A 19512-nucleotide genomic window follows, 5' to 3' on the forward strand; every position below is an offset into this window, starting at 1 on the left:
GGCAGGTCCGGCTACGGGAGGATCAGCCAGTCGAAGGCCAGCGCGGCGGCGAGGCCGCTCACCAGGAGCCAGGTCCCCAGCCGCGTGCGGCCGTTGCGGGACAGTTCGATCACCACGCCGCAGAGGATCATGGCCAGTCCGTACACGCCGACGACCAGGACGGACGTACGGCTGGCCAGCCGGATCACGAGGACGACCGCCATCGCGACCAGCAGGACGGAGGCGGCGGCTATCCGGAGCCGGCGGGCCTGCGTGGGCGTCATGCCCGCCGTCACGGACCCGTCCGCGTCCTCGGCCTCGTCGGCCGCCGGCCCGTCCTCGGCCCCGTCGGTCTCGTCGGTCTCATCGGCTTCCGCGGGGCCCTCCGCCTCGGTGCCGGGCGTCCGGGTCGCCGTCGCCTCGGAGTCGACTGCCTCGGTCTCCGTCGTCGCCGTCGCCTCGGTCGCCGTTGCCTCGGTGTCCGGTACCGGTGTGCCCTTGGCCGGTGTGTCCTGGTCGGAAGCGCTCATGTGGTGGGAGCGTAACGGACGCCCGTTAGGCTGTTCGCATGACGACCGGGGTACGCCGCAGGATGGGCGTCGAGGAGCGCAAGCAGCAGCTGATCGGGGTGGCCCTGGAGCTGTTCAGCCACCGATCGCCCGACGAGGTCTCCATCGACGAGATCGCGGCCGCCGCGGGCATCTCACGGCCGCTGGTCTACCACTACTTCCCCGGCAAGCAGAGCCTGTACGAGGCGGCGCTGCGGCGGGCGGCCGACGAGCTGGCGGCCCGTTTCGTGGAGCCCCCGCAGGGCCCGCTGGGGGCGCGGCTGCTGCGGGTGATGGGCCGGTTCTTCGACTTCGTGGACGACCACGGTCCCGGTTTCTCCGCGCTGATGCGCGGCGGCCCCGCGGTGGGCTCCTCCACGACGAACGCGATGATCGACGAGGTGCGCCAGGCCGCCTACGAGCAGATCCTCGCCCATCTGGAGGTGGAGGCCCCCTCCGCCCGGCTCGAGCTGGTCGTCCGCTCCTGGGTCTCGCTCGCCGAGTCGACCGCGCTGATCTGGCTGGACGGGCGGCGGATCCCGCGGGCGGAGCTGGAGCTCCAGCTGGTGCACGACTTCGCCGCGCTGGCCTCGGTGAGCGCCGCCTACGACCCGGAGATGGCGGAGGTCCTGATCCGGATCCTGGGCGACGAGCCGGCCGACGGCCCCTTCGGGGACCTGGTCGGCCGGCTCCTGGCCCTGGCGCCGCGGATTCCGGCTCAGCCCTTGCGGTAGGACGCCTCGAGGTCGCGCACCTCGACGGAGAGCCGTACCCCCTCCGTCGCCTTGAGGTGGTCGGGCAGCAGCGCGAGGACGGCCTCGGAGAGCCGCGCCTTGAGCTCGTCGGAGCGGCCGGGCAGCAGGGCTATCTCCACGTGCACGATCTCGTCGTCGGTCGAGCCGTCCCCGACGACCGTCTCCTCGACCTCGCGGAAGCGGGTCTTGCAGCCGTCGAGCCGCGTGTCGACGGTCTCCACGACGAGCGGGTGGAGGGCGAGCGCGAATCCGCGCCGGTCGAGCGGTGCGGAGTGGTCCACGGTGATCTGCGGCATGAGGGCTCCCGGTCGAAGGGTTGTCTGGCCACACCTTGGCGGTGATCGCCGTGACCGCACAAGTGACCTTCCGGCAGGCGGACATCGGCGCTCCGGGACGTCCGGCCGGCCACGCGGAGCGGGAAGGGTCCGGCACGCGGCGAGGCCGGCCGGGTGGGCCCGGCCGGCCTCGCGTGACGCGGTGCGGTGGGGTGCGGTCAGCGCGTGGTGAACACCGCCACCGTCCGGGCCGGGACCGTGAAGGTGCCCGAACCGGTGTCGTAGGCAGCGGACTTGACGGTGGTGTCCGTGCCCGACGCCTGGACCGGGTGGAGGGCGTAGCCCTGGCCGGCCAGGGCGGCGACCCGCTGGGTCTGCCGCTCGGGGGTGGCGTTGAAGACCACGACCAGGCCGCCGAGGCGCATGGTGATCACGCCGGGCGTCTCACCGGTGCCGGAGAGGGGGAAGGACAGGGCGTCCTGGACCTGTCCGGTGGTGGCGAGGGAGAAGGCGGGCTCGGTCGTACGGATCCTCTGAAGGTCGCGGTAGGCGGCCGCGGCCCCGTCGATCTGCTCGCAGCCGACGGTGAGCGCCCCACTTGTCAGGAGCGGCTTTCCGAAGGCCCACTTGGCCTGGTTGTCGGGCGCCGGGGGCAGGCCGCGGCCGAAGCCGTTGCCGTCGCGGCAGTCCCAGTGGATCGCGTTGAACCAGTCGCCGCTGTCGTACGAGTTGCGGTCGAGGGACTTGGACCGCAGCAGGTCCGAGCCCGCCTGGGAGAGCGCGGGGCCCTGCGAGAGCGTCGCCGTCGCCATGGCGAGGACCTGCATCCTGGCCCGGTCTGCGGGCGAGGTGGCCGCCGGGAGCTTGAAGGCGAGCGCGTCGTACAGGGTCTCGTTGTCGTGGGCGTCGGCGTAGGCGAGGGCGTCGCCGGGGGCGGCGGCGTAGCCGGCCGGGGAGCCGTTGTAGTCGACCTCCGAGCCCTTGACCGTCCGGCCGGAGGTGTCGGTGAAGGAGTAGGAGGCGAGGTTGCCGGAGAGGCCGACCTTGATCAGGTCCTGGTAGTGCAGGAGGCGGGCCTTCTGCTGCTCCGGGGTGCCGTTGGCGGCCTTGGGGTTGGGGTCGGTGTAGAGGCCGGAGGCGAAGCCCTGGACGCCGGGGTCCTCGTCGAAGGGGCCGCCGCCGCGGACGGCGTCGCGGGCCCGGTCGGAGAAGGTCGCGATGCCGGTTCCGGCCATGTTCTTCTGGGTGGCCTGGACGAAGCGGGCGTCGTCGGCGATCTCGCCGAAGTTCCAGCCCTCGCCGTAGAGGACGATCGCCTTTCCGTCGACGCCGTCCTTGGCGAGGGTGAGTGCGTCGAGGGCCTTGCGGACGGCGAGGATGTTCTCCTTCGGGTGGTGGCCCATGAGGTCGAAGCGGAAGCCGTCGACCTTGTACTGCTTGGCCCAGGTGACGACCGAGTCCACGACGAGCTTGCCCATCATGGCGTTCTCGGGCGCGGTGTTGGCGCAGCAGGTGGAGGTGGCGACGGAGCCGTCGGCCAGGAGCCGCTGGTAGTAGCCGGGCACGATCCGGTCGAGGACCGACTTGTCGGACTGGCCGGCGGCGACGGTGTGGTTGTAGACGACGTCCATGACCGTGCGCAGGCCGGCGCCGTTGAGGGCCTGGACCATCCGCCGGAACTCGACGGTGCGGCGGGTGCCTTCGGGGTCGGTGGCGTAGGAGCCCTCGGGGACGGTGTAGTGGAGCGGGTCGTAGCCCCAGTTGTAGGCGTCCTTGGCAGCGGCGGCGGCCACGCAGGCCTGCTGCTCCTGGGAGTCGGGGGCGTAGACCTTGAGGTCGCAGGCCGGCTCGGTCCGCTCGGACTTCTTCTCGGGGATGGTGCCGATGTCGAAGGCCGGGAGCAGGTGGACGTAGGAGGTGCCGGAGGCGGCCAGCTGCCGCAGGTGCCGGGAGCCCTTGCTGCCGGGGTCGGTGAAGGCGAGGTACGTGCCGCGGTGAGCGGCGGGGGCCGTGGTGTCCGCGACGGAGAAGTCGCGGATGTGCAGCTCCTGGATCTGCGCGTCCCGCAGGGGCACGGCCGCGGGCTTGGCCAGCGACCTCCACCCCGTCGGGGCGAGCTTCGGGTCGGCGAGGTCGGTGACCAGGCTGCGCGCCGAGTCGGTGGTCAGGGCGGTGGCGTAGGGGTCGGTGACGTGGTTGGTGACGATCTGGCGCACGCTGGGCGCCCAGATCTTCACCACGTACCGGTACGGCTTTCCGGTCCACGCGCGCGTGCCGGTGACCGACCAGACGCCGGAGGCGTCGTCGCGGCGCATGGGGACGGTCTTCCCGTCGAGTTCGAGGGCGACGGACTGGGCGGTGGGGGCCCAGAGGGAGAGGGTGGGGGTGCCGCCCCGGAACACCGGGCCGAGGGAGGCGGTGGTGGCTTTCGGGGCGTACAGGTCGTCGAGGACGCCGGCGAGCTGGACGCCGGTGGCGGTCAGGACGGCGCCGTTCGCCGCGTACTGGGCGGCGACGAGCTGGCCCTTGAGCGCGTGCCGGACGCGGTCGCGGTCGCGGGGGTCGACGGTGAACGCTCCGTACGCCTTCAGGTGGGGGAAGGCGGCCTTCTGCGCGTCGGTCAGCTCGGTCCTGTTCAGGCGGAGCACCTGCCGGTCGCCGGTGAGGGCGCCGTTCTCGACGGCGATCGATCCGTCGCGGGAGGTGAGGAGCATGCTGGAGGCGGCGGCGTCGCTGCCGTTCCAGGCGAGGGTGGTCGCGTCGAGCCAGACGGCCTGGGCCTTGGTGAGGTCGAGCGCGGCGCCGCTGCCCTTGGGCTGCGGCAGCAGGTACTTCTCCTGGCCGCCGAGCATCCAGACCTCGTGGCCGTGGGCCTTCAGGTCGAGGGACTGGTCGGTGGGCAGGTCCTTCTCGTCGCCCTTGTGCAGGATGTAGGAGAGGGAGGTCGCGCCGGGCGCGAGCGGGACTTCGTAGACGGCTCCGTAGGCGTCCGTGCGGACGGGCTCCAGGGGCTTGGTCCAGTCGGTCGGGTTCGCCGCGCCGGTCCAGGTGTGCAGGCCCCAGCCGTCGTACTTCCCGTCGGCGCGCTGGTAGTGCAGGACGGCCTTCGTGGTGTCCTGGGGCGGGTACGCGCCCGCGGGGGCGGCGTTCAGGACCTCCGGCCTGCCCTGCTCGATCCACACCTCGCCGGTCTTGGAGAGGTCGACGGCCCGGTCGGCGTCGGTGTCCTTGACGCCGTCCTTGTTCACGGCGATGAAGCCGACCGAGGAGGCGCCGGGCTTGAGCTTGACGTAGGCGAAGGCGCCGTAGGCGTCACGGCCGGTGAAGGGCTTGCCGGCGGGCCAGGTGGTGCCTTCGCCGTCGGCGATGTCGCCCCAGGTGTAGAGGCCCCAGTCGTCGTAGTTCCCGTCGGCACGCTTGTAGTGGACGATCGCGTGGTCCCGCTGGGTGGCGGTCGGCGGCTGCTCGACGGCGGGGGCGCCGCTGGTGGTCGCGGCGGTGGCGCTCGCGGTGCGGCCGGCGGTGTCGATGACGACGGCCTTGTAGCGCAGCGCGGTGCCGGCGGGTGCGGTCACCTTCTGGGTGACCTTGTACGGGGCGTGGTCGGCGGAGCCGAGGACCTGCCACTTCCCGTTGCCGGTCTGGGCGGCGAAGACGACGCGGTCGAGGCCGCCGCCCGTGACGTCGGCGGAGATCTCGACGGTGCCGGTGGCGCCGGCCTCGGGGGCCTCGAGGGTGAGCGCGGGCGCGGCGGCGGGGGCGGCGAGCGGCTTGGACGCCTTGAGGACGAGGGAGCCGAGCGCGGGGACGGTGACCTTGACCGTGGAGTCCGCGCCGCTGGTGACGCGGGCGTCGCCGCCGTGGATCGCGGTGAAGGCGGTGTGCGCGGCGGATCCGGTCGGGATCTCGACGGTCTTCGCCTCGGTGGAGCCGTTCACGGCGACGACGTATTCGACGGGCCCGGTCTTCGCGCGGGTGTCGGTGCGGGAGAAGGCGTAGACCTGGCCCTCTGCGTACCGCTGCTGCTGGACGCCGTCGCGCAGCGCCGGGTGCCTCGTGGTGAGGTCGGCGAGTGCGGCGATCTGCCGGTAGAGGGGGTGGCCGGTGTCGTACGCGTCGTCGGCGTGCGTGCGGTCGGTGCCGAGCTGATCGTCGTCCAGGTAGTCGGCGGTCTTCGACGCGAAGAGCGTCTGGCGCGCGTCCTTGTCGCCGCCGGGGCCGGTGAAGCCCTGCTCGTCGCCGTAGTAGACGACGGGGTTGCCGCGGCTGAGGAACATCAGCTCGTTGGCGAGCCGGTAGCGGGCGAGCAGCTCGGCGTCGCCGGCCTTCGGGTTGTCCTGCTTGAGGAAGGCTCCGAAGCGGCCCATGTCGTGGTTGCCGAGGAAGGGCACCGACTCGTAGGCGTTGGCCTTGTCGGTGGTGTAGCGGTAGTCCTGGGCGAAGAGGTTCGCCAGCTTGTCGGCGGAGCCGCCCTGGGAGGCGAAGGTGCGGGCCGCGTCCTGGAAGGGGAAGTCGAGGGTGGCGTCCAGGCGGCCCTCGGTGACGTACGGCGCGGTGATCGCCGGGTCGGCGGAGTAGACCTCGCCGAACATGAAGAAGTCGTCGCGGCCGCGCCGGGCGGCGTACTCGTCGAGGGCGGTGGCCCACTGGGTCCAGAACTCGGTGTTGACGTGCTTGACGGTGTCGATGCGGAAGCCGTCGATGTCGAAGTCGCGCACCCAGCGCTGGTAGATCTTCTCCATGCCCTCGACGACCTCGGGACGCTCGGTCCACAGGTCGTCGAGACCGACGAAGTCGCCGTACGCGGAGGACTCGCCGGCGAAGGTCGAGTCGCCCCGGTTGTGGTACATCGTCGGGTCGTTGAGCCAGGAGGGGACCTTGAGGTCCTTCTTGTCGGGGGCCACCACCGGCGTGCGCGGGAAGGACTCCCCGTCCACGCGCGGGAAGCGCTTCGTGCCGTCGGCGTAGTCGGCGTCGTCGAAGGGGACGCCGTCCTTCGTCAGGTAGGGGAAGGCGCCCTTGGAGAGGTAGTCGTAGGACTTCTCCCGGTAGTCGACGACGTCGGCGGTGTGGTTGGTGATGACGTCGAAGAAGACCTTCATGCCCTTGGCGTGGGCCTGGTCGATCAGCTTCTCCAGGTCGGCGTTGGTGCCGAAGTGCGGGTCGACCTGGGTGAAGTCGGTGATCCAGTAGCCGTGGTAGCCGGCGCTCGCGTCCTTGCCGGCGCCCTGGACGGGCTGGTTCTTGAAGATCGGCGCCATCCAGATGGCGGTGGTGCCGAGGCCCTTGATGTAGTCGAGCTTCCGGGTGAGGCCCTTGAGGTCGCCGCCCTGGTAGAAGCCCTTGTCGGTGGGGTCGTAACCGGTCTCCAGGCGGGTGCCGGTGAGGCCGCCGCGGTCGTTGCGGGTGTCGCCGTTGGCGAACCGGTCGGGCAGGACGAAGTAGAACTGCTCCCGGGTGAGGTCGTGGCGCGCGGGCTGCGCGGCGAGCGCCTTGTCGGAGGGCGGGGGCGGCGGCGGGGGCGCCGCGGCGGCGGGAAGGGCGGGCACCAGCGCCGCGCACAGGGCGGTGGCCACGACGGCCGCCGTTCTCTTGCGTATCACGGGGGTTCTCCCTGGAGGTACGGGAAGGGGGGCCGCCCCGGTGGGGCGGCCCTGGTGGGAGGGGCGGTCAGTTACGGAAGGTGTCGTCGAGGACGATCTGGCCGGAGGCGGGGACCGTGGCGACACGGTTCGCGCCGGATTCCCAGGTCACGTTGCCCGCCGCGTCCTTGCGGACGTACTTGTACTCGAAGGACGTGCCGGCGGGCAGGGGGACCGTCAGCTTCCAGACGGGGTAGCTCGTCGGGTCCAGCTTGGGGGCCGCGGCCGGGGACCAGTTGCCGAGGGCGGCGTGGTTGCCGGTGACGTGGATGTTCTGGCCGAGGGCCGTGGTGGCGTTCACCTGGAAGGCGGCGGCGCTGCTCGCGGGCGGCGGGGTCGTGCCGCCGGCCTGGCAGGTCTTGGCGTTCACGTGCAGGGCGAGCGCGGTGTGGGCGCCCAGCGTCGCCGTGAACTGGCCGGCGGAGTTCACCGTCACGGCGGTGTTGCTCTGGACGTCGCAGTAGGTGCCGGCGGCGAGGCCGGTCTGGAAGGTGCGGGAGAGCGTGGAGCCCTCGCGGTTCAGGGCGACGTAGGCCTTGTCACCGCGGCCGAACGCGATCGCGTTGTTGCCGTTGTCCCACCAGTGGGATACGGCCGCGCCGCGGGCGGCGTTGCGGAAGCCGACCATGGAGGAGATCTCGCGCCAGGCGTGCTGGCACTTCCAGCCGTCGGTGTAGCAGGCGTTCACCTGGCCGCCGTTCGGCGCGCCGGCGTCCTTGTCGGACCACTCGTAGCCGGAGTGGACGTCCGGGGAGCCGTAGGGCCAGGCCAGCATGAAGACGCTCGCCAGGGTGTAGGCGGAGCCGCTCTTGTAGGTGAGGGTCTCGCCGTTGCGCTCGGTGTCGTGGTTGTCGACGAAGACGCCGGACTTGCCGGAGGGCATGTAGCCCCAGGACTCGCCGAAGGTGGCGAGGTGCGCGAGCTTCTCGGAGCCGAAGATCCGCTTGAGGTCGCGGGCGTAGCGGAACTCCTGTACGTCGCCGTTGCCGAGGTACTCGCTCGGCGAGACGGCCTCTCCCCCTCCGTATATCGCCTCCTGCTTCCAGTGGACGCCCGGGTTGCTCAGCCGCGACTTGATGTTCGCGAGGTCGGCGGCCGGCATGTGCTTGGCGGCGTCGATGCGGAAGCCGTCCACGCCGAGGGAGAGCAGGTCGTTCATGTAGCCGGCGATCCGGCCGCGGACCCAGTCCTCGCCGGTGTCGAGGTCCGGCAGGCCGACGAGTTCGCAGTTCTGGACGTTGGCCCGGTCCTGGTAGTTCGCGATGGTGGCGCGGCAGTCGTCCATGTCGCCGCCCGAGTACAGGCCGGGGTAGTCGTACTTGGAGAACGAGGTCCCGCCCGTTCCCGTGCCCGAGGCGTTGGCCATGTGGTTGATCACGGTGTCGGCGACGACCTTCACGCCCGCCGCGTGGCAGGTGTCGATCATGTTCTTGAAGGCGGTGCGGTCGCCGAGCGGACCGGCGATCTTGTAGCTCACGGGCTGGTACGCGGTCCACCAGGTCGATCCCTGGATGCGTTCCTGCGGCGGCGACACCTGCACGTAGCCGTAGCCGGCCGGGCCGAGCTGCTCGGTGCAGGCCTTCGCCACGGAGGCGAACCTCCACTCGAACATCACCGCGGTGACGTCCTTCTCACCGGGCGGGGCGGCCTGCGCGGGGGCGGGCGCCGTGACGGCCACAGCGGCTCCCGCCACGATGGCGAGTGCAGCGGCCACGGTCTTCTTGGCCATGATTCCTCCTGCTGAATCCTCGGGGGATGGGAGGTGCGGGGGGCGAGGATCGCAATCTCTTGCTGCAAGACAGCAGCAACTATTTTCGGTCGTGACCGTACGAGGGCCCCGGCCCGGGGTCAACCCCTCGGACACACTCGCGCCACATACCGGAAATCCGCAGGAAGCTTCAACGCAAGGACTTACGCAAGGAGTTGCAGTGGTGCTACGTTCAACCACAGCTCCGGGCCGGCCGGCCGAGGGTCCCGCTCCCCCCGGGGCGGGTCCCACGCGCCCGGCCGGCCGGTCCGGTCATCGACCGGGCTGGGCGGTGGAGCCCCGTACCACCAGCTCCGGCTGGAAGACGAACTCCGTGCGCTGCACGGGGTTTCCCTCGATCTCCTCGAGGAGCGCCCCGACCGCGGCCGTCGCCATCGCCTGCACCGGCTGACGGACGGTGGTGAGCGGCGGACTGGTGAACGCGATCAGCGGCGAGTCGTCGAATCCGATCACCGACACGTCGTCGGGCACGTCCAGACCGCGCGCGCGCACCGCGCGGATCGCTCCGAGCGCCATCAGGTCGGAGCCGCAGACGATCCCCGTGCACCCCTGGTCGAGCAGGATGTCGGCCGCCGCGTGCCCGCCCTCGACGCCGAACAGCGTGGGGCGGACGTAGCGCTCGGCCTCCGCGCGCTCGATGCCGAGGAGATGGTGCAGCTCGGCGGCGAAGCCCTCCGCCTTGCGGCGCGAGGGCACGTAACGGGTGGGACCGATCGCGAGGCCGATCCGCTCGTGGCCCAGCTCGACCAGATGCCGTACGGCCATCCGCGCCGCCGCCCGGTCGTCGGGCGACACGAAGTTGGCGTCCACGCGCTCGTTGAAGCCGTTGATGAGGACGAACGGCACGCCCCGCGCGGCGAGGCGCACATAGCGGTCCGGGTCGGCCATGGCATCGGCGTGCAGTCCGGACAGGAAGACGATGCCGTTGACCCCGCGCTCCTCCAGCTGCTCGACCAGCTCGTCCTCGGTGGCGCCGCCGGGCATCTGGGTGCAGAGCACCGGGGTGTAGCCGTGTCCGGCCAGGACCTGCTCGATGACCTGGGCGAACGCCGGGAAGATCGGGTTGGTCAGCTCGGGCACGACGAGGCCGACCAGGCCCGCGCTGCGGCGTTTGAGGCGGACGGGACGTTCGTACCCGAGCACGTCGAGCGCGGCCAGCACCCGGTGCCGGGTCGCCCCGGCCACGCCGGCCTTGCCGTTGAGGACACGGCTGACCGTGGCCTCGCTGACGCCGGACTGGGCCGCGATGTCCGCGAGCCGCGGGGTGCCGTTCCCGGCACCCCGCGGCAGGGGGATCGTCACACCGCCCACCAGACGGTGGTGTCGGCGGGCAGCTCCACGACGCCTTCCCCGTGGGAGACAGGCTCGTTGGAGAGGAGGAACCGGCCGGGCAGCGGGACGGAGATGGCCCGGCCGGTGGTGTTGGCGGTGCACACGAAGCCGTCGCGGCGGAAGGCGAGGACACCCTCGGGCGCCTCCATCCACGCGATGTCCTCGCCCGCACCGAGCCCGGGCTGTTCGCGGCGCACGGCGAGCGCGCTGCGGTACAGCTCCAGGGTGGAGCCGGGGTCCCCGGCCTGCGCCTCGACGCTGAGCCCGCCCCAGGTCGCCGGCTGCGGCAGCCAGCTGCCGCCGTCGCCGAAGCCGTACGACGAGCCCTCGACGGTCCACGGGATGGGCACCCGGCAGCCGTCGCGGAAGCCGTCCTGGCCGGTGGCCCGGAAGAAGGACGGGTCCTGGCGTACCTCGTCGGGCAGGTCGGTGACGTCCGGCAGGCCCAGCTCCTCGCCCTGGTAGACGTAGGCGGAGCCGGGCAGCGCCAGCATCAGCAGGCTCGCCGCGCGGGCCCGGCGCAGACCGAGTTCGCGGTCTCCGGCCTCCCGCAGCTGGGTGCCGAGGCCCGCCGGGTTGGCGAACCGGGTGGCGTGCCGGGTGACGTCGTGGTTGGACAGCACCCAGGTGGTGGGGGCGCCGACCGGACGCATCGCGGAGAGCGAGGCGTCGATGACCCGGCGCAGCTCGGCGGCGTCCCAGTGGGTGCCCAGGTACTGGAAGTTGAACGCCTGGTGCATCTCGTCGGGGCGCACGTAGTTCGCGGTGCGCTCGACGGTCGGGGTCCACGCCTCGGCGACGAGGACGCGCTCACCGTCGTACTCGCTCAGCACCTGGCGCCAGGAACGGTAGATCTCGTGGACGCCGTCCTGGTCGAAGAAGGGCATGACGTCGTTGCCGAGCAGCTTGAGCTGGTCGTGCGCGCCGATGTCGGGCAGGCCCTCGGCCTTGACCAGGCCGTGGGCGACGTCGACGCGGAAGCCGTCGACGCCCATGTCGAGCCAGAAGCGCAGGATGGAGCGGAACTCGTCGCGTACGGCCGGGTGCTCCCAGTTGAAGTCCGGCTGCTCGGGCGCGAAGAGGTGGAGGTACCACTCGCCGGGGGTGCCGTCCGGCTCGGTGACCCGCGTCCAGGCGGGGCCGCCGAAGATGGACTCCCAGTCGTTGGGCGGCAGTTCGCCGTCCTCGCCCTTACCGGGTCGGAAGTGGTAGCGCTCGCGCAGCGGGGACCCCGGGCCCTCGCGCAGCGCGCGCTGGAACCACTCGTGCTGGTCGGAGGAGTGGTTGGGGACCAGGTCGACGATGATGCGCAGGCCCAGCTCGTGCGCGTCGCGGATGACCGCGTCGGCGTCGAGGAGGCTGCCGAACATCGGGTCGATGGCCCGGTAGTCGGCGACGTCGTAACCGGCGTCGGCCTGCGGGGAGGCGTAGAAGGGGGAGAGCCAGACGGCGTCGACGCCCAGCTCCTTCAAGTACGGCAGCCGGCTGCGGATGCCCTCCAGGTCGCCCATGCCGTCGCCGTTACCGTCGGCGAAGCTGCGCGGATAGACCTGGTAGATCACCGCGTCTCTCCACCAGCCCGTGTGCGTGCCGGTGGTCGGGGCGGCGGCGGGGGCAGCGAGGTGCTGGGTCATGACTTCCCTGGGAGGTAAGGAGTTGCGTACACGTACGGGCGGGTGGGCCGCCAAGGGGTGCTCAGCCCTTGACGGCGCCGGCGGACATGCCGGTCACCAGGTGTCGTTGGGCGACGAGGAACACCAGCGCGGCCGGGATGGCGATGAGCACGGAGGCCGCGGTCATCGGGCCCCACTGGGCGCCGTACTGGTTGACGAACTTCTGCAGGCCGCCGGCCAGGGTGAGGTTCTCGTCCCCGACCATGAAGGCGGAGGCGTAGGCGACCTCGCCCCAGGCGGTGATGAAGGAGTAGAACGCGGTCACCGCGATGCCCGGCTTGGCCAGGGGCAGGATCAGCCGCCAGAAGGTGCCGAACGGGGTGAGCCCGTCGACCTGGCCCGACTCGTCGATCTCGCGCGGGATGGTGTCGAAGAAGCCCTTCATCATCCAGGCGCAGAACGGCACGGCGATGGTCAGGTAGGTGATGACCAGACCGGCCGGCTGGTTGAGCAGCCCCATCGACGACATGATGTTGTAGATCGGCACGATGAGGACGGCCACCGGGAACATCTGGGTGATCAGCAGCGTCCACATCAGCCCGCGCTTGCCCGGGAAGCGGAAGCGGCTGACGGCGTATCCGGTGGTGGAGGAGATGAAGACGCCGAGCAGGGTGGTCAGGCCGGCGACGAGCAGCGAATTGCCGAACCAGCTGACGAACTCGGTGTTCTCCAGCAGGTCGGTGTAGTTCGCGAACGTCGTCTCCTTGAAGAAGTCGGTGGTGTTGGCGTACTGCGCCGGCTTGATGGAGGTCAGGAAGACCCACAGCACCGGGAAGACGGCGATCACGGAGGCCACCGCGAGGGTGGTGTGCAGCGCGATCGAGGCGAGCGGCGAACGGCGACCGCGGAGCGGCGCGTTGGTGGCGGTGGTCACCAGACTTCTCCCTGCTTGCGGAGGACTCGCCGGTAGACCGCGGCGAAGATCATCAGGAGGACCAGGATGAGGACGCCCCAGGTGGACGACTGGGCGTAGTCACGCGGGCTGATCTCGAAGGAGAACTTGTACGCCTGGGTGACGAGGATCTGGGTGGCCTCGCCGGGCCCGCCCCGGGTGAGCAGGAAGATCACCGGGAACATGTTGAAGGTCCAGATGGTGCTCAGCAGGATCACGGTGGTGGACACCGAGCGCAGGCCGGGCAGGGTGATGTGGCGGAAGCGCTGCCAGGCGCTCGCGCCGTCCATCTCGGCGGCCTCGTACAGCTCGCCGGGGATGGACTGCAGGCCGCCGAGCAGGGCCACCATCATGAAGGGGATGCCGAGCCAGACGTTGACGGCGATGACCGAGAACTTGGCCCAGGTGGGGTCGTTGAGCCACGGCACGGCGTCGATGCCGCCGCCGGCCAGGATCTGGTTGAGCATGCCGCGGCGCTCGTCGTAGAGGAAGCGCCAGGCGAAGACGGAGACGAAGCCGGGGACGGCCCAGGGCAGGATGAGCAGCATCCGGTAGACGGAGCGGCCGGCGATCCTGCGGTTGAGGATGTTGGCCAGGGCGAGGCCGAGGACGAAGGTCACCGAGACGCAGGCGACCGTCCACACCAGCGTCCAGCCGAGGGTGCCGAGGAACTGCGTTCCGGTGAGCGCGTCGACGTAGTTGTCCAGGCCGACGAACTCGTAGGTCGCCGGGATCTGGTTGACGCCGATGCTCCGTGCGACGTTCCGCTCGTTGGCGTCGGTGAGCGAGAGGTAGATACCCCGGACCAGCGGATAGCCGATGATCACGCCGATCACCACGGTCACCGGGGCGATCATCGCCCAGGCGTACCAGTGGGTGGAGAACGAGCGCCTGAGCTTCCGCTCGGGGGTGCCAGTACCGCGGCTCCGGCCGCGGGCGACGTCGTCGCCCGCGGCCTTCGCCACCGACTGGCTGGTGGTGTCCACAGCCATCAGCCGGCCTGCCTTCCTTGTTACTTCCAGTCCTTCAGGAGCTTGCGGTAGGCGTCACCCGTCGCCTTGGCGCCCTGCTCCGGGCTGGTCTGGCCGGTGAGGACCTTGGTGTACTCGACCTGCAGGGGGGCGAAGAGGCTGCCGCCCTCGGGGACCCAGGGGCGCTCGACGGCCTTCTCGACGACCGGCTTGAAGAAGCTGATCATCTGGTTGCTCGCGACGTCGGGCTTGATGTAGACGGACTCACGGGTGGGGAGCAGGCTCAGCTCCGTGGCCGCGGTGGTCTGCGCCTCGACGGAGGTCATGTACTCGGTGAAGGCGTAGGAGGCCTCCAGGTTCTTGGAGCCCGCGTACACGGCGAGGTTGTGACCGCCCTGCGGGGCGCCCTGGCCGGCGGAGCCGGCCGGGACCGGCGCGATGCCGAGGTTCGCCTTGTCGGCGAACTCCTTGCCGGCGTAGGTGTCGGTGACGGCCCACGGGCCGTTGATCATCATCGCGACCTTGCCGTCCTTGAACGCGGACTGCATGTTGTCCCAGCCGTTGGTGGCGTCCGTGATCGCGGCCTTGGAGTCGACCAGCTCCTTGACGGTGGTGAAGGCCTTCACGCCGGCGGCGTTGTCGATGGTGATCTTCTTCTGCTCGGCGTTGACCATGTCACCGCCCTCGCCGTAGAGGAAGGAGAGGAACCAGTAGGCGTCGTCGCCGCGCAGGTAGAGGCCGGTCTTGCCGGTCTTCTGCTTGATCTTGGTGGCGACGCTCTTCAGCTCGTCGATGGTCTTCGGCGCCTCGACACCGGCCTCCTTGAAGATCTTCTTGTTGTAGAAGATGCCCATGGAGTCGATGACCTGCGGGACGGCGTAGGTCTTGCCGTCGTACTTGGTGGAGGCGGCGGCCTGCTCCAGGAAGTCGTCCTGGTTCTTCAGGGCGGCGGTGCCGTCCAGCGGGGCGAGGTAGCCGAGGTTGGCGAAGTCCGGGGTCCAGGCGACCTCGGAACGAATGACGTCGGGAGCGCCGGAACCGGACTGGGCGGCGTTCTTGAACTTGTTCTGCGCCTCACCGAACGGCACGTTCACGTACTTGACGGTGACCTTGGGGTGCTTCTTCATGAAGCCCTCGGCCAGCTTCTTGAAGACCTTGTCCTCGCTGCCGACGTTGGACGTGTCCCACCAGGTCACGGTGCCGGAGAGCTCGCCCGAGCCCTTCGAGGCACCGGTGTCGCCGCCGTCGCTACCGCATGCCGCCAGGGTCACTCCCAGGGCCGCGACCAGCGCGGTGGCCGCTATGCCACGCCGCATGTGAACTCCTTCAAACGATCCCGGGTGAACGAGGGGCGAAGACCTTCCTCATGCGACCGCTCCCTCGCGGCGCGCCGGGTTGCCAGGAACGTAACAGGGATGAAAACGAGCCGAAAGAGCTTGCGAGAAATTTCTGCAAGGACCGGGGATCGTTACATCCGCGTGTCCCGAAGGTTGCCATCGAGTCGCTTGACAGGGTGGTGGGAGGGGTTCTTGCGGAGTCCGCCCCGGCCTGCAAGCCTTTGCGTGATTCCTTGCAGGAGCGTTTCAAGACCGGCCTGACCTCGTTGTCAGGACGGAAGACCGCAGATCCTCGGCCCTGGAACACGCGAGAGGGACACCGCACATGGCCCACGAGCTCACCGACCCGTCGCCGCTGCCGGACCTTGCAAACCCTTGCGAGCGCCGCGCGGGGTGGTGGCGGGACGCGGTCATCTACCAGGTGTACGTCCGCTCCTTCGCGGACAGCGACGGCGACGGGATCGGCGACCTGCGAGGTGCCCGCGAGCGACTGCCCCATCTGGCCCGGCTGGGCGCGGACGCGGTCTGGCTCACGCCGTTCTACGCCTCCCCCCAGGCCGACGGCGGCTACGACGTGGCCGACTACCGCGCGGTCGACCCGGTCTTCGGGGACCTGGCGGACGCCGACGCCCTGGTGCGGACGGCGCACGGGCTCGGCCTGAAGGTCATCGTGGACATCGTCCCCAACCACACCTCGGAGCGGCACCCCTGGTTCACGGCGGCCCGGGCGGCGGCCGGTCCGGAGCGGGACCGCTACGTCTTCCGGCCGGGGCGGGGCCCCGACAGCTCCCTGCCTCCCAACGACTGGGAGTCCGTCTTCGGCGGCCCGGCCTGGACGAGGGTGGCCGACGGATCCTGGTACCTCCATCTCTTCGCCCCCGAGCAACCCGACCTCGACTGGGAGAACGCCGAGGTCAGGGCGGAGTTCGACTCCGTGTTCCGGTTCTGGCTCGACATGGGCGTGGACGGCTTCCGGATCGACGTCGCCCACGGCATGGTCAAGGCGGACGGCCTCCCCGACATCGGCCACGGCCGTCAGGCGAAGCTGATCGGCACCCAGCGGCTGCCGTTCTTCGACCAGGACGGGGTCCACGAGATCCACCGGGGGTGGCGGCGCCTCCTCGAGTCGTACGGCCCCGACCGCATCGGGGTGGCCGAGGCCTGGGCACCGACCCCGGAGCGCCTCGCCCTCTACGTACGCCCCGACGAGATGCACCAGGCGTTCAACTTCCAGTTCCTCAACTGCCCCTGGGACGCGGCGGCGCTGCGCTCGGTCGTCGAGGAGTCGCTGCGGGCCACCGCATCGGTGGGGGCCGCGACGACCTGGGTGCTCTCCAACCACGACGTCGTGCGGCACACCACGCGGTACGGTGCGGGCGACCCGGTCACGGGCCTGCGGCGGGGCCGTGCGGCGGCGCTGCTGATGCTGGCGCTGCCCGGCTCGGTCTACCTCTACCAGGGCGAGGAGCTGGGCCTGCCAGAGGTCACCGACCTTCCGGACGCGCTCCGCCAGGATCCGGCGTTCCTGCGCGGCGAGGGACAGGACGGGCTGCGCGACGGCTGCCGGGTCCCGCTGCCGTGGACGGCCGAGGGCCCCTCGCTCGGCTTCGGCCCGGCCGGCGCCTGGCTCCCCCAGCCGCCCGAGTGGGCCGCTCTGAGCGTCGCCGCCCAGAGCGGCGACCCCGGCTCCACCCTGGAGCTGTACCGCCGCGCCCTGCGGCTGCGCCGGGAGCACCCGGCGCTCGGCGCGGGCGCGACGGTGGAGTGGCTGGACGCCCCCGCCGGTGTCCTCGCCTTCCGGCGCCGCTCGTCCGACGGCGACGTGCTGGTCGTCCTGAACACCACGGACCGGGACGCGGCGATCGAACCGCCGGGTCCGGTGGCGCTCCTGCTGAGCAGCGAAGGCGGCGAGGCGCCGGGGACGGGGGGCACGGGCGGGCCCGCGGACAACGCCGGAGGCGGCGAGGGGATCGGCAGGGGGGACGGGATCGCCGTCGGCGCGGGGGGCGGCGCGGGCGATCCCCTCGTCCCCTCCCCCGCCCGCGAGCCGGCCCCGGCCACCGTCCCCGCGCAGGACACCGCGCACGTCCTGGTGCCCGCCGAGTCCTGCGTCTGGTGGGCAATCTGACGTGCGACCGGTACAGTCCAACTCCATGACCGCGCGGCTTGCCGACATCGCAACCCAGGCGGGGGTCAGTGAAGCCACAGTCAGCCGCGTGCTCAACGGCAAGCCCGGTGTGGCCTCGGCCACCCGTGAGTCCGTGCTTGCCGCGCTCGACGTCCTCGGCTACGAACGTCCCGTGCGGCTGCGTCAGCGCAGTGCCGGGCTCGTCGGACTGATAACCCCCGAGCTGGACAACCCGATCTTTCCCGCGCTCGCGCAGGTCATCGGGCAGGCCCTGACCCGGCAGGGCTACACCCCCGTCCTCGCGACGCAGACCCCCGGCGGGTCCACCGAGGACGAGCTGACCGACATGCTCGTCGAGCGCGGGGTCTCCGGCATCATCTTCGTCTCGGGCCTGCACGCCGACACCACCGCCGACATGACGCGCTACGACCAGCTGCGCGGCAAGGGTGTCCCGTACGTCCTGATCAACGGCTTCTCGCCCAAGGTCCAGGCCCCCTTCGTCTCGCCCGACGACCGGGCCGCGATGCAGCTGGCCGTGACGCACCTGGCCGCCCTCGGGCACACCCGGATCGGGCTCGCGGTCGGGCCCAAGCGGTTCGTGCCGGTGCTGCGCAAGATCGAGGGCTTCCAGCTCGGCATGCGGGACCGGCTCGGGCTCTCGCCCGAGGAGTCCGAGAAGCTGATCCAGCACTCCCTCTACACCCTGGAGGGCGGGCAGGCCGCCGCGGGCGCGCTGATCTCCGGCGGCTGCACCGCCGTCGTCTGCGCCAGCGACATGATGGCGCTGGGCGCCATCCGCGCCGCCCGGCAGCAGGGCCTGCACGTCCCCAAGGACGTCTCGGTGGTCGGCTTCGACGACTCGCCGCTCATAGCTTTCACGGATCCGCCGCTCACCACCATCCGCCAGCCCGTGCAGGCGATGGGGCAGGCCGCGGTCCGCGCGCTGCTCGAGGAGGTCGGGGGGACCCCGGCCCCGCACAGCGAGTTCGTGTTCATGCCCGAGCTGGTGGTGCGCGGTTCGACCGCTTCCGCCCCAACCCCGAGAAACCCCTGATCCCAGCGGCCTCCGCCTCGTTCCCCAGGCGGAGCACATGCGGCCCGGACCCGACCGGAGGATGATCGGTCGAGGGGCGTGGATCTGGCAGACTCTCTCCCTATGGGTGAAACGACCGTGAAGAGTTTGGAAGGCCGGACAGCGGCCACCCCGTCACCCATCGTGGCCGGCGGCAGGTGGGCGCGGCTGCGGACGCGCGTACCCCGGCGCCCGCGGATCTGGTTCGAGATCCTGCTCATCGCGGTCAGCTACTGGACGTACTCGCTCATCCGCAACGCGGTGCCGGAGCAGAAGGCGCAGGCGCTGCGGAACGCCGACTGGATCTGGCGGGCGGAGGAATCCGTCGGCCTGGCCTTCGAGCAGACCGTCAACCACGCCGTGAACTCGGTGACGTGGCTGATCGTGTCGATGAACTACTACTACGCCACCCTGCACTTCATCGTGACCATCGGCGTGCTGGTGTGGCTGTACCGATGGCAACCGGGCCGTTACGCCGGGTTCCGCACGGTCCTGTTCTCCACCACCGGTGTGGCGCTGGTCGGTTACTACCTGTACCCGCTCGCACCCCCTCGGCTGATGAACGGCCAGGCGTTCGTCGACACCGTCCTGGTGCACCACACCTGGGGCTCGATGGCCTCGGGCAACCTCAAGAACATGTCGAACCAGTACGCGGCCATGCCGTCGATGCACATCGGCTGGTCGCTCTGGTGCGGTCTGACCATCTTCCTCCTGGCCAAGGCGCCGTGGGCGCGTGTGCTGGGCCTGCTCTACCCGGCGGCGACGCTGGTCGTCATCGTGGCCACGGCCAACCACTTCTGGCTGGACGCCGTGGGCGGCATGATCTGCCTGGCCTTCGGCTTCGCCGTCTCCTTCGTCCTGTACGGCGCGATGCCCCACCGGCTGCCCCGCGAGGTGGCCGTTCCGGAGCCCGCGCGGCGCGGTGCCGCACCGGACTCCGCGGCGCCGCAGGACTCCGCGCCTCAGGACTCCCCGCGCCCGGACTCCGCAGCTGAGGACGAGCGGCAGGGCGCCGCTCGGGACACCGACCGTGACACCGAGCAGCCACGGGTCGGCTCCCGTAGGTGACGCCGCCGGTCGCCGAGGGCCGGAGGGGCGTGCGGCCTGTCTCGTCGGCCGGGGCCTCCGGCGGAGCGCGAC

Annotated in this window: 13 protein-coding genes; 4 read left to right on the forward strand and 9 right to left on the reverse strand. The window is 70.9% G+C overall.

Going from position 1 to position 19512, the window contains the following annotated elements:
• Positions 1-11: 11 nt before the first annotated feature.
• A complete protein-coding gene (locus ACZ68P_RS02135; RefSeq protein ID WP_471001200.1) occupies positions 12-509 on the reverse strand; it encodes a hypothetical protein in 498 nt (165 codons plus the stop codon).
• A 38-nt stretch (positions 510-547) separates the two neighbouring features.
• On the opposite strand from ACZ68P_RS02135, the gene ACZ68P_RS02140 reads away from it, so the two are divergent.
• Positions 548-1261: a TetR/AcrR family transcriptional regulator gene (locus ACZ68P_RS02140; protein ID WP_471001203.1), complete on the forward strand. Its 714-nt coding sequence runs from the start codon at positions 548-550 to the stop codon at positions 1259-1261.
• On the opposite strand, the gene ACZ68P_RS02145 is transcribed toward ACZ68P_RS02140, so the two are convergent.
• The 8 genes from ACZ68P_RS02145 to ACZ68P_RS02180 form a co-directional block, all read right to left on the reverse strand.
• Entirely contained in the window at positions 1246-1578 is a 333-nt protein-coding gene (locus tag ACZ68P_RS02145; RefSeq protein ID WP_471001206.1) for a 5-carboxymethyl-2-hydroxymuconate Delta-isomerase, read from the reverse strand. The two genes, ACZ68P_RS02140 and ACZ68P_RS02145, sit on opposite strands and share 16 nt — an antisense overlap.
• A gap of 197 nt (positions 1579-1775) precedes the next feature.
• Positions 1776-7160: a pullulanase-type alpha-1,6-glucosidase gene (gene pulA / locus ACZ68P_RS02150; protein WP_471001210.1), complete on the reverse strand. Its 5385-nt coding sequence runs from the start codon at positions 7158-7160 to the stop codon at positions 1776-1778.
• A 67-nt stretch (positions 7161-7227) separates the two neighbouring features.
• Complete coding sequence (locus ACZ68P_RS02155) at positions 7228-8928, reverse strand: carbohydrate-binding module family 20 domain-containing protein (RefSeq protein ID WP_471001213.1); 1701 nt, start codon at positions 8926-8928, stop codon at positions 7228-7230.
• 291 nt (positions 8929-9219) lie between these two features.
• The gene (locus tag ACZ68P_RS02160) at positions 9220-10278 is read right to left on the reverse strand and encodes a LacI family DNA-binding transcriptional regulator (RefSeq protein ID WP_471001216.1); all 1059 of its coding nucleotides are present in this window, start codon (positions 10276-10278) and stop codon (positions 9220-9222) included.
• Positions 10266-11933 carry a glycoside hydrolase family 13 protein gene (locus ACZ68P_RS02165; RefSeq protein WP_471001219.1) on the reverse strand — a complete coding sequence of 556 codons (1668 nt, stop codon included), beginning with the start codon at positions 11931-11933 and terminating at the stop codon, positions 10266-10268. Before ACZ68P_RS02165 ends, ACZ68P_RS02160 begins: the two co-directional genes overlap by 13 nt.
• A gap of 61 nt (positions 11934-11994) precedes the next feature.
• Complete coding sequence (locus ACZ68P_RS02170) at positions 11995-12846, reverse strand: sugar ABC transporter permease (RefSeq protein WP_471001221.1); 852 nt, start codon at positions 12844-12846, stop codon at positions 11995-11997.
• Positions 12843-13856, reverse strand: coding sequence for a carbohydrate ABC transporter permease (locus tag ACZ68P_RS02175; RefSeq protein ID WP_471001224.1), 1014 nt, complete (start codon positions 13854-13856; stop codon positions 12843-12845). The genes ACZ68P_RS02170 and ACZ68P_RS02175 overlap by 4 nt, the downstream gene beginning before the upstream one ends.
• 20 nt (positions 13857-13876) lie before the next feature.
• Complete coding sequence (locus ACZ68P_RS02180) at positions 13877-15151, reverse strand: extracellular solute-binding protein (protein WP_471001227.1); 1275 nt, start codon at positions 15149-15151, stop codon at positions 13877-13879.
• 346 nt (positions 15152-15497) lie between these two features.
• Between ACZ68P_RS02180 and ACZ68P_RS02185 the strand changes: the two genes are divergently transcribed.
• The 3 genes from ACZ68P_RS02185 (at position 15498) to ACZ68P_RS02195 (ending at position 19440) form a co-directional block, all read left to right on the forward strand.
• A complete protein-coding gene (locus ACZ68P_RS02185) occupies positions 15498-17300 on the forward strand; it encodes a glycoside hydrolase family 13 protein (protein ID WP_471001230.1) in 1803 nt (600 codons plus the stop codon).
• A 25-nt stretch (positions 17301-17325) separates the two neighbouring features.
• Complete coding sequence (locus ACZ68P_RS02190) at positions 17326-18354, forward strand: LacI family DNA-binding transcriptional regulator (RefSeq protein WP_365722693.1); 1029 nt, start codon at positions 17326-17328, stop codon at positions 18352-18354.
• 102 nt (positions 18355-18456) lie between these two features.
• Positions 18457-19440, forward strand: coding sequence for a phosphatase PAP2 family protein (locus tag ACZ68P_RS02195; RefSeq protein ID WP_471001233.1), 984 nt, complete (start codon positions 18457-18459; stop codon positions 19438-19440).
• Positions 19441-19512: the final 72 nt, after the last annotated feature.

It is taken from the genome of Streptomyces sp. NPDC036822, assembly GCF_055609145.1.

Bases quoted from the DNA above. Each gene is read 5' to 3' on its own strand.
- ACZ68P_RS02135 (WP_471001200.1), bottom strand. From the start codon at position 509: ATGAGCGCTTCCGACCAGGACACACCGGCCAAGGGCACACCGGTACCG.
- ACZ68P_RS02140 (WP_471001203.1), top strand. From the start codon at position 548: ATGACGACCGGGGTACGCCGCAGGATGGGCGTCGAGGAGCGCAAGCAG.
- ACZ68P_RS02145 (WP_471001206.1), bottom strand. From the start codon at position 1,578: ATGCCGCAGATCACCGTGGACCACTCCGCACCGCTCGACCGGCGCGGA.
- ACZ68P_RS02155 (WP_471001213.1), bottom strand. From the start codon at position 8,928: ATGGCCAAGAAGACCGTGGCCGCTGCACTCGCCATCGTGGCGGGAGCC.
- ACZ68P_RS02165 (WP_471001219.1), bottom strand. From the start codon at position 11,933: ATGACCCAGCACCTCGCTGCCCCCGCCGCCGCCCCGACCACCGGCACG.
- ACZ68P_RS02175 (WP_471001224.1), bottom strand. From the start codon at position 13,856: ATGGCTGTGGACACCACCAGCCAGTCGGTGGCGAAGGCCGCGGGCGAC.
- ACZ68P_RS02180 (WP_471001227.1), bottom strand. From the start codon at position 15,151: ATGCGGCGTGGCATAGCGGCCACCGCGCTGGTCGCGGCCCTGGGAGTG.
- ACZ68P_RS02185 (WP_471001230.1), top strand. From the start codon at position 15,498: ATGGCCCACGAGCTCACCGACCCGTCGCCGCTGCCGGACCTTGCAAAC.
- ACZ68P_RS02190 (WP_365722693.1), top strand. From the start codon at position 17,326: ATGACCGCGCGGCTTGCCGACATCGCAACCCAGGCGGGGGTCAGTGAA.
- ACZ68P_RS02195 (WP_471001233.1), top strand. From the start codon at position 18,457: ATGGGTGAAACGACCGTGAAGAGTTTGGAAGGCCGGACAGCGGCCACC.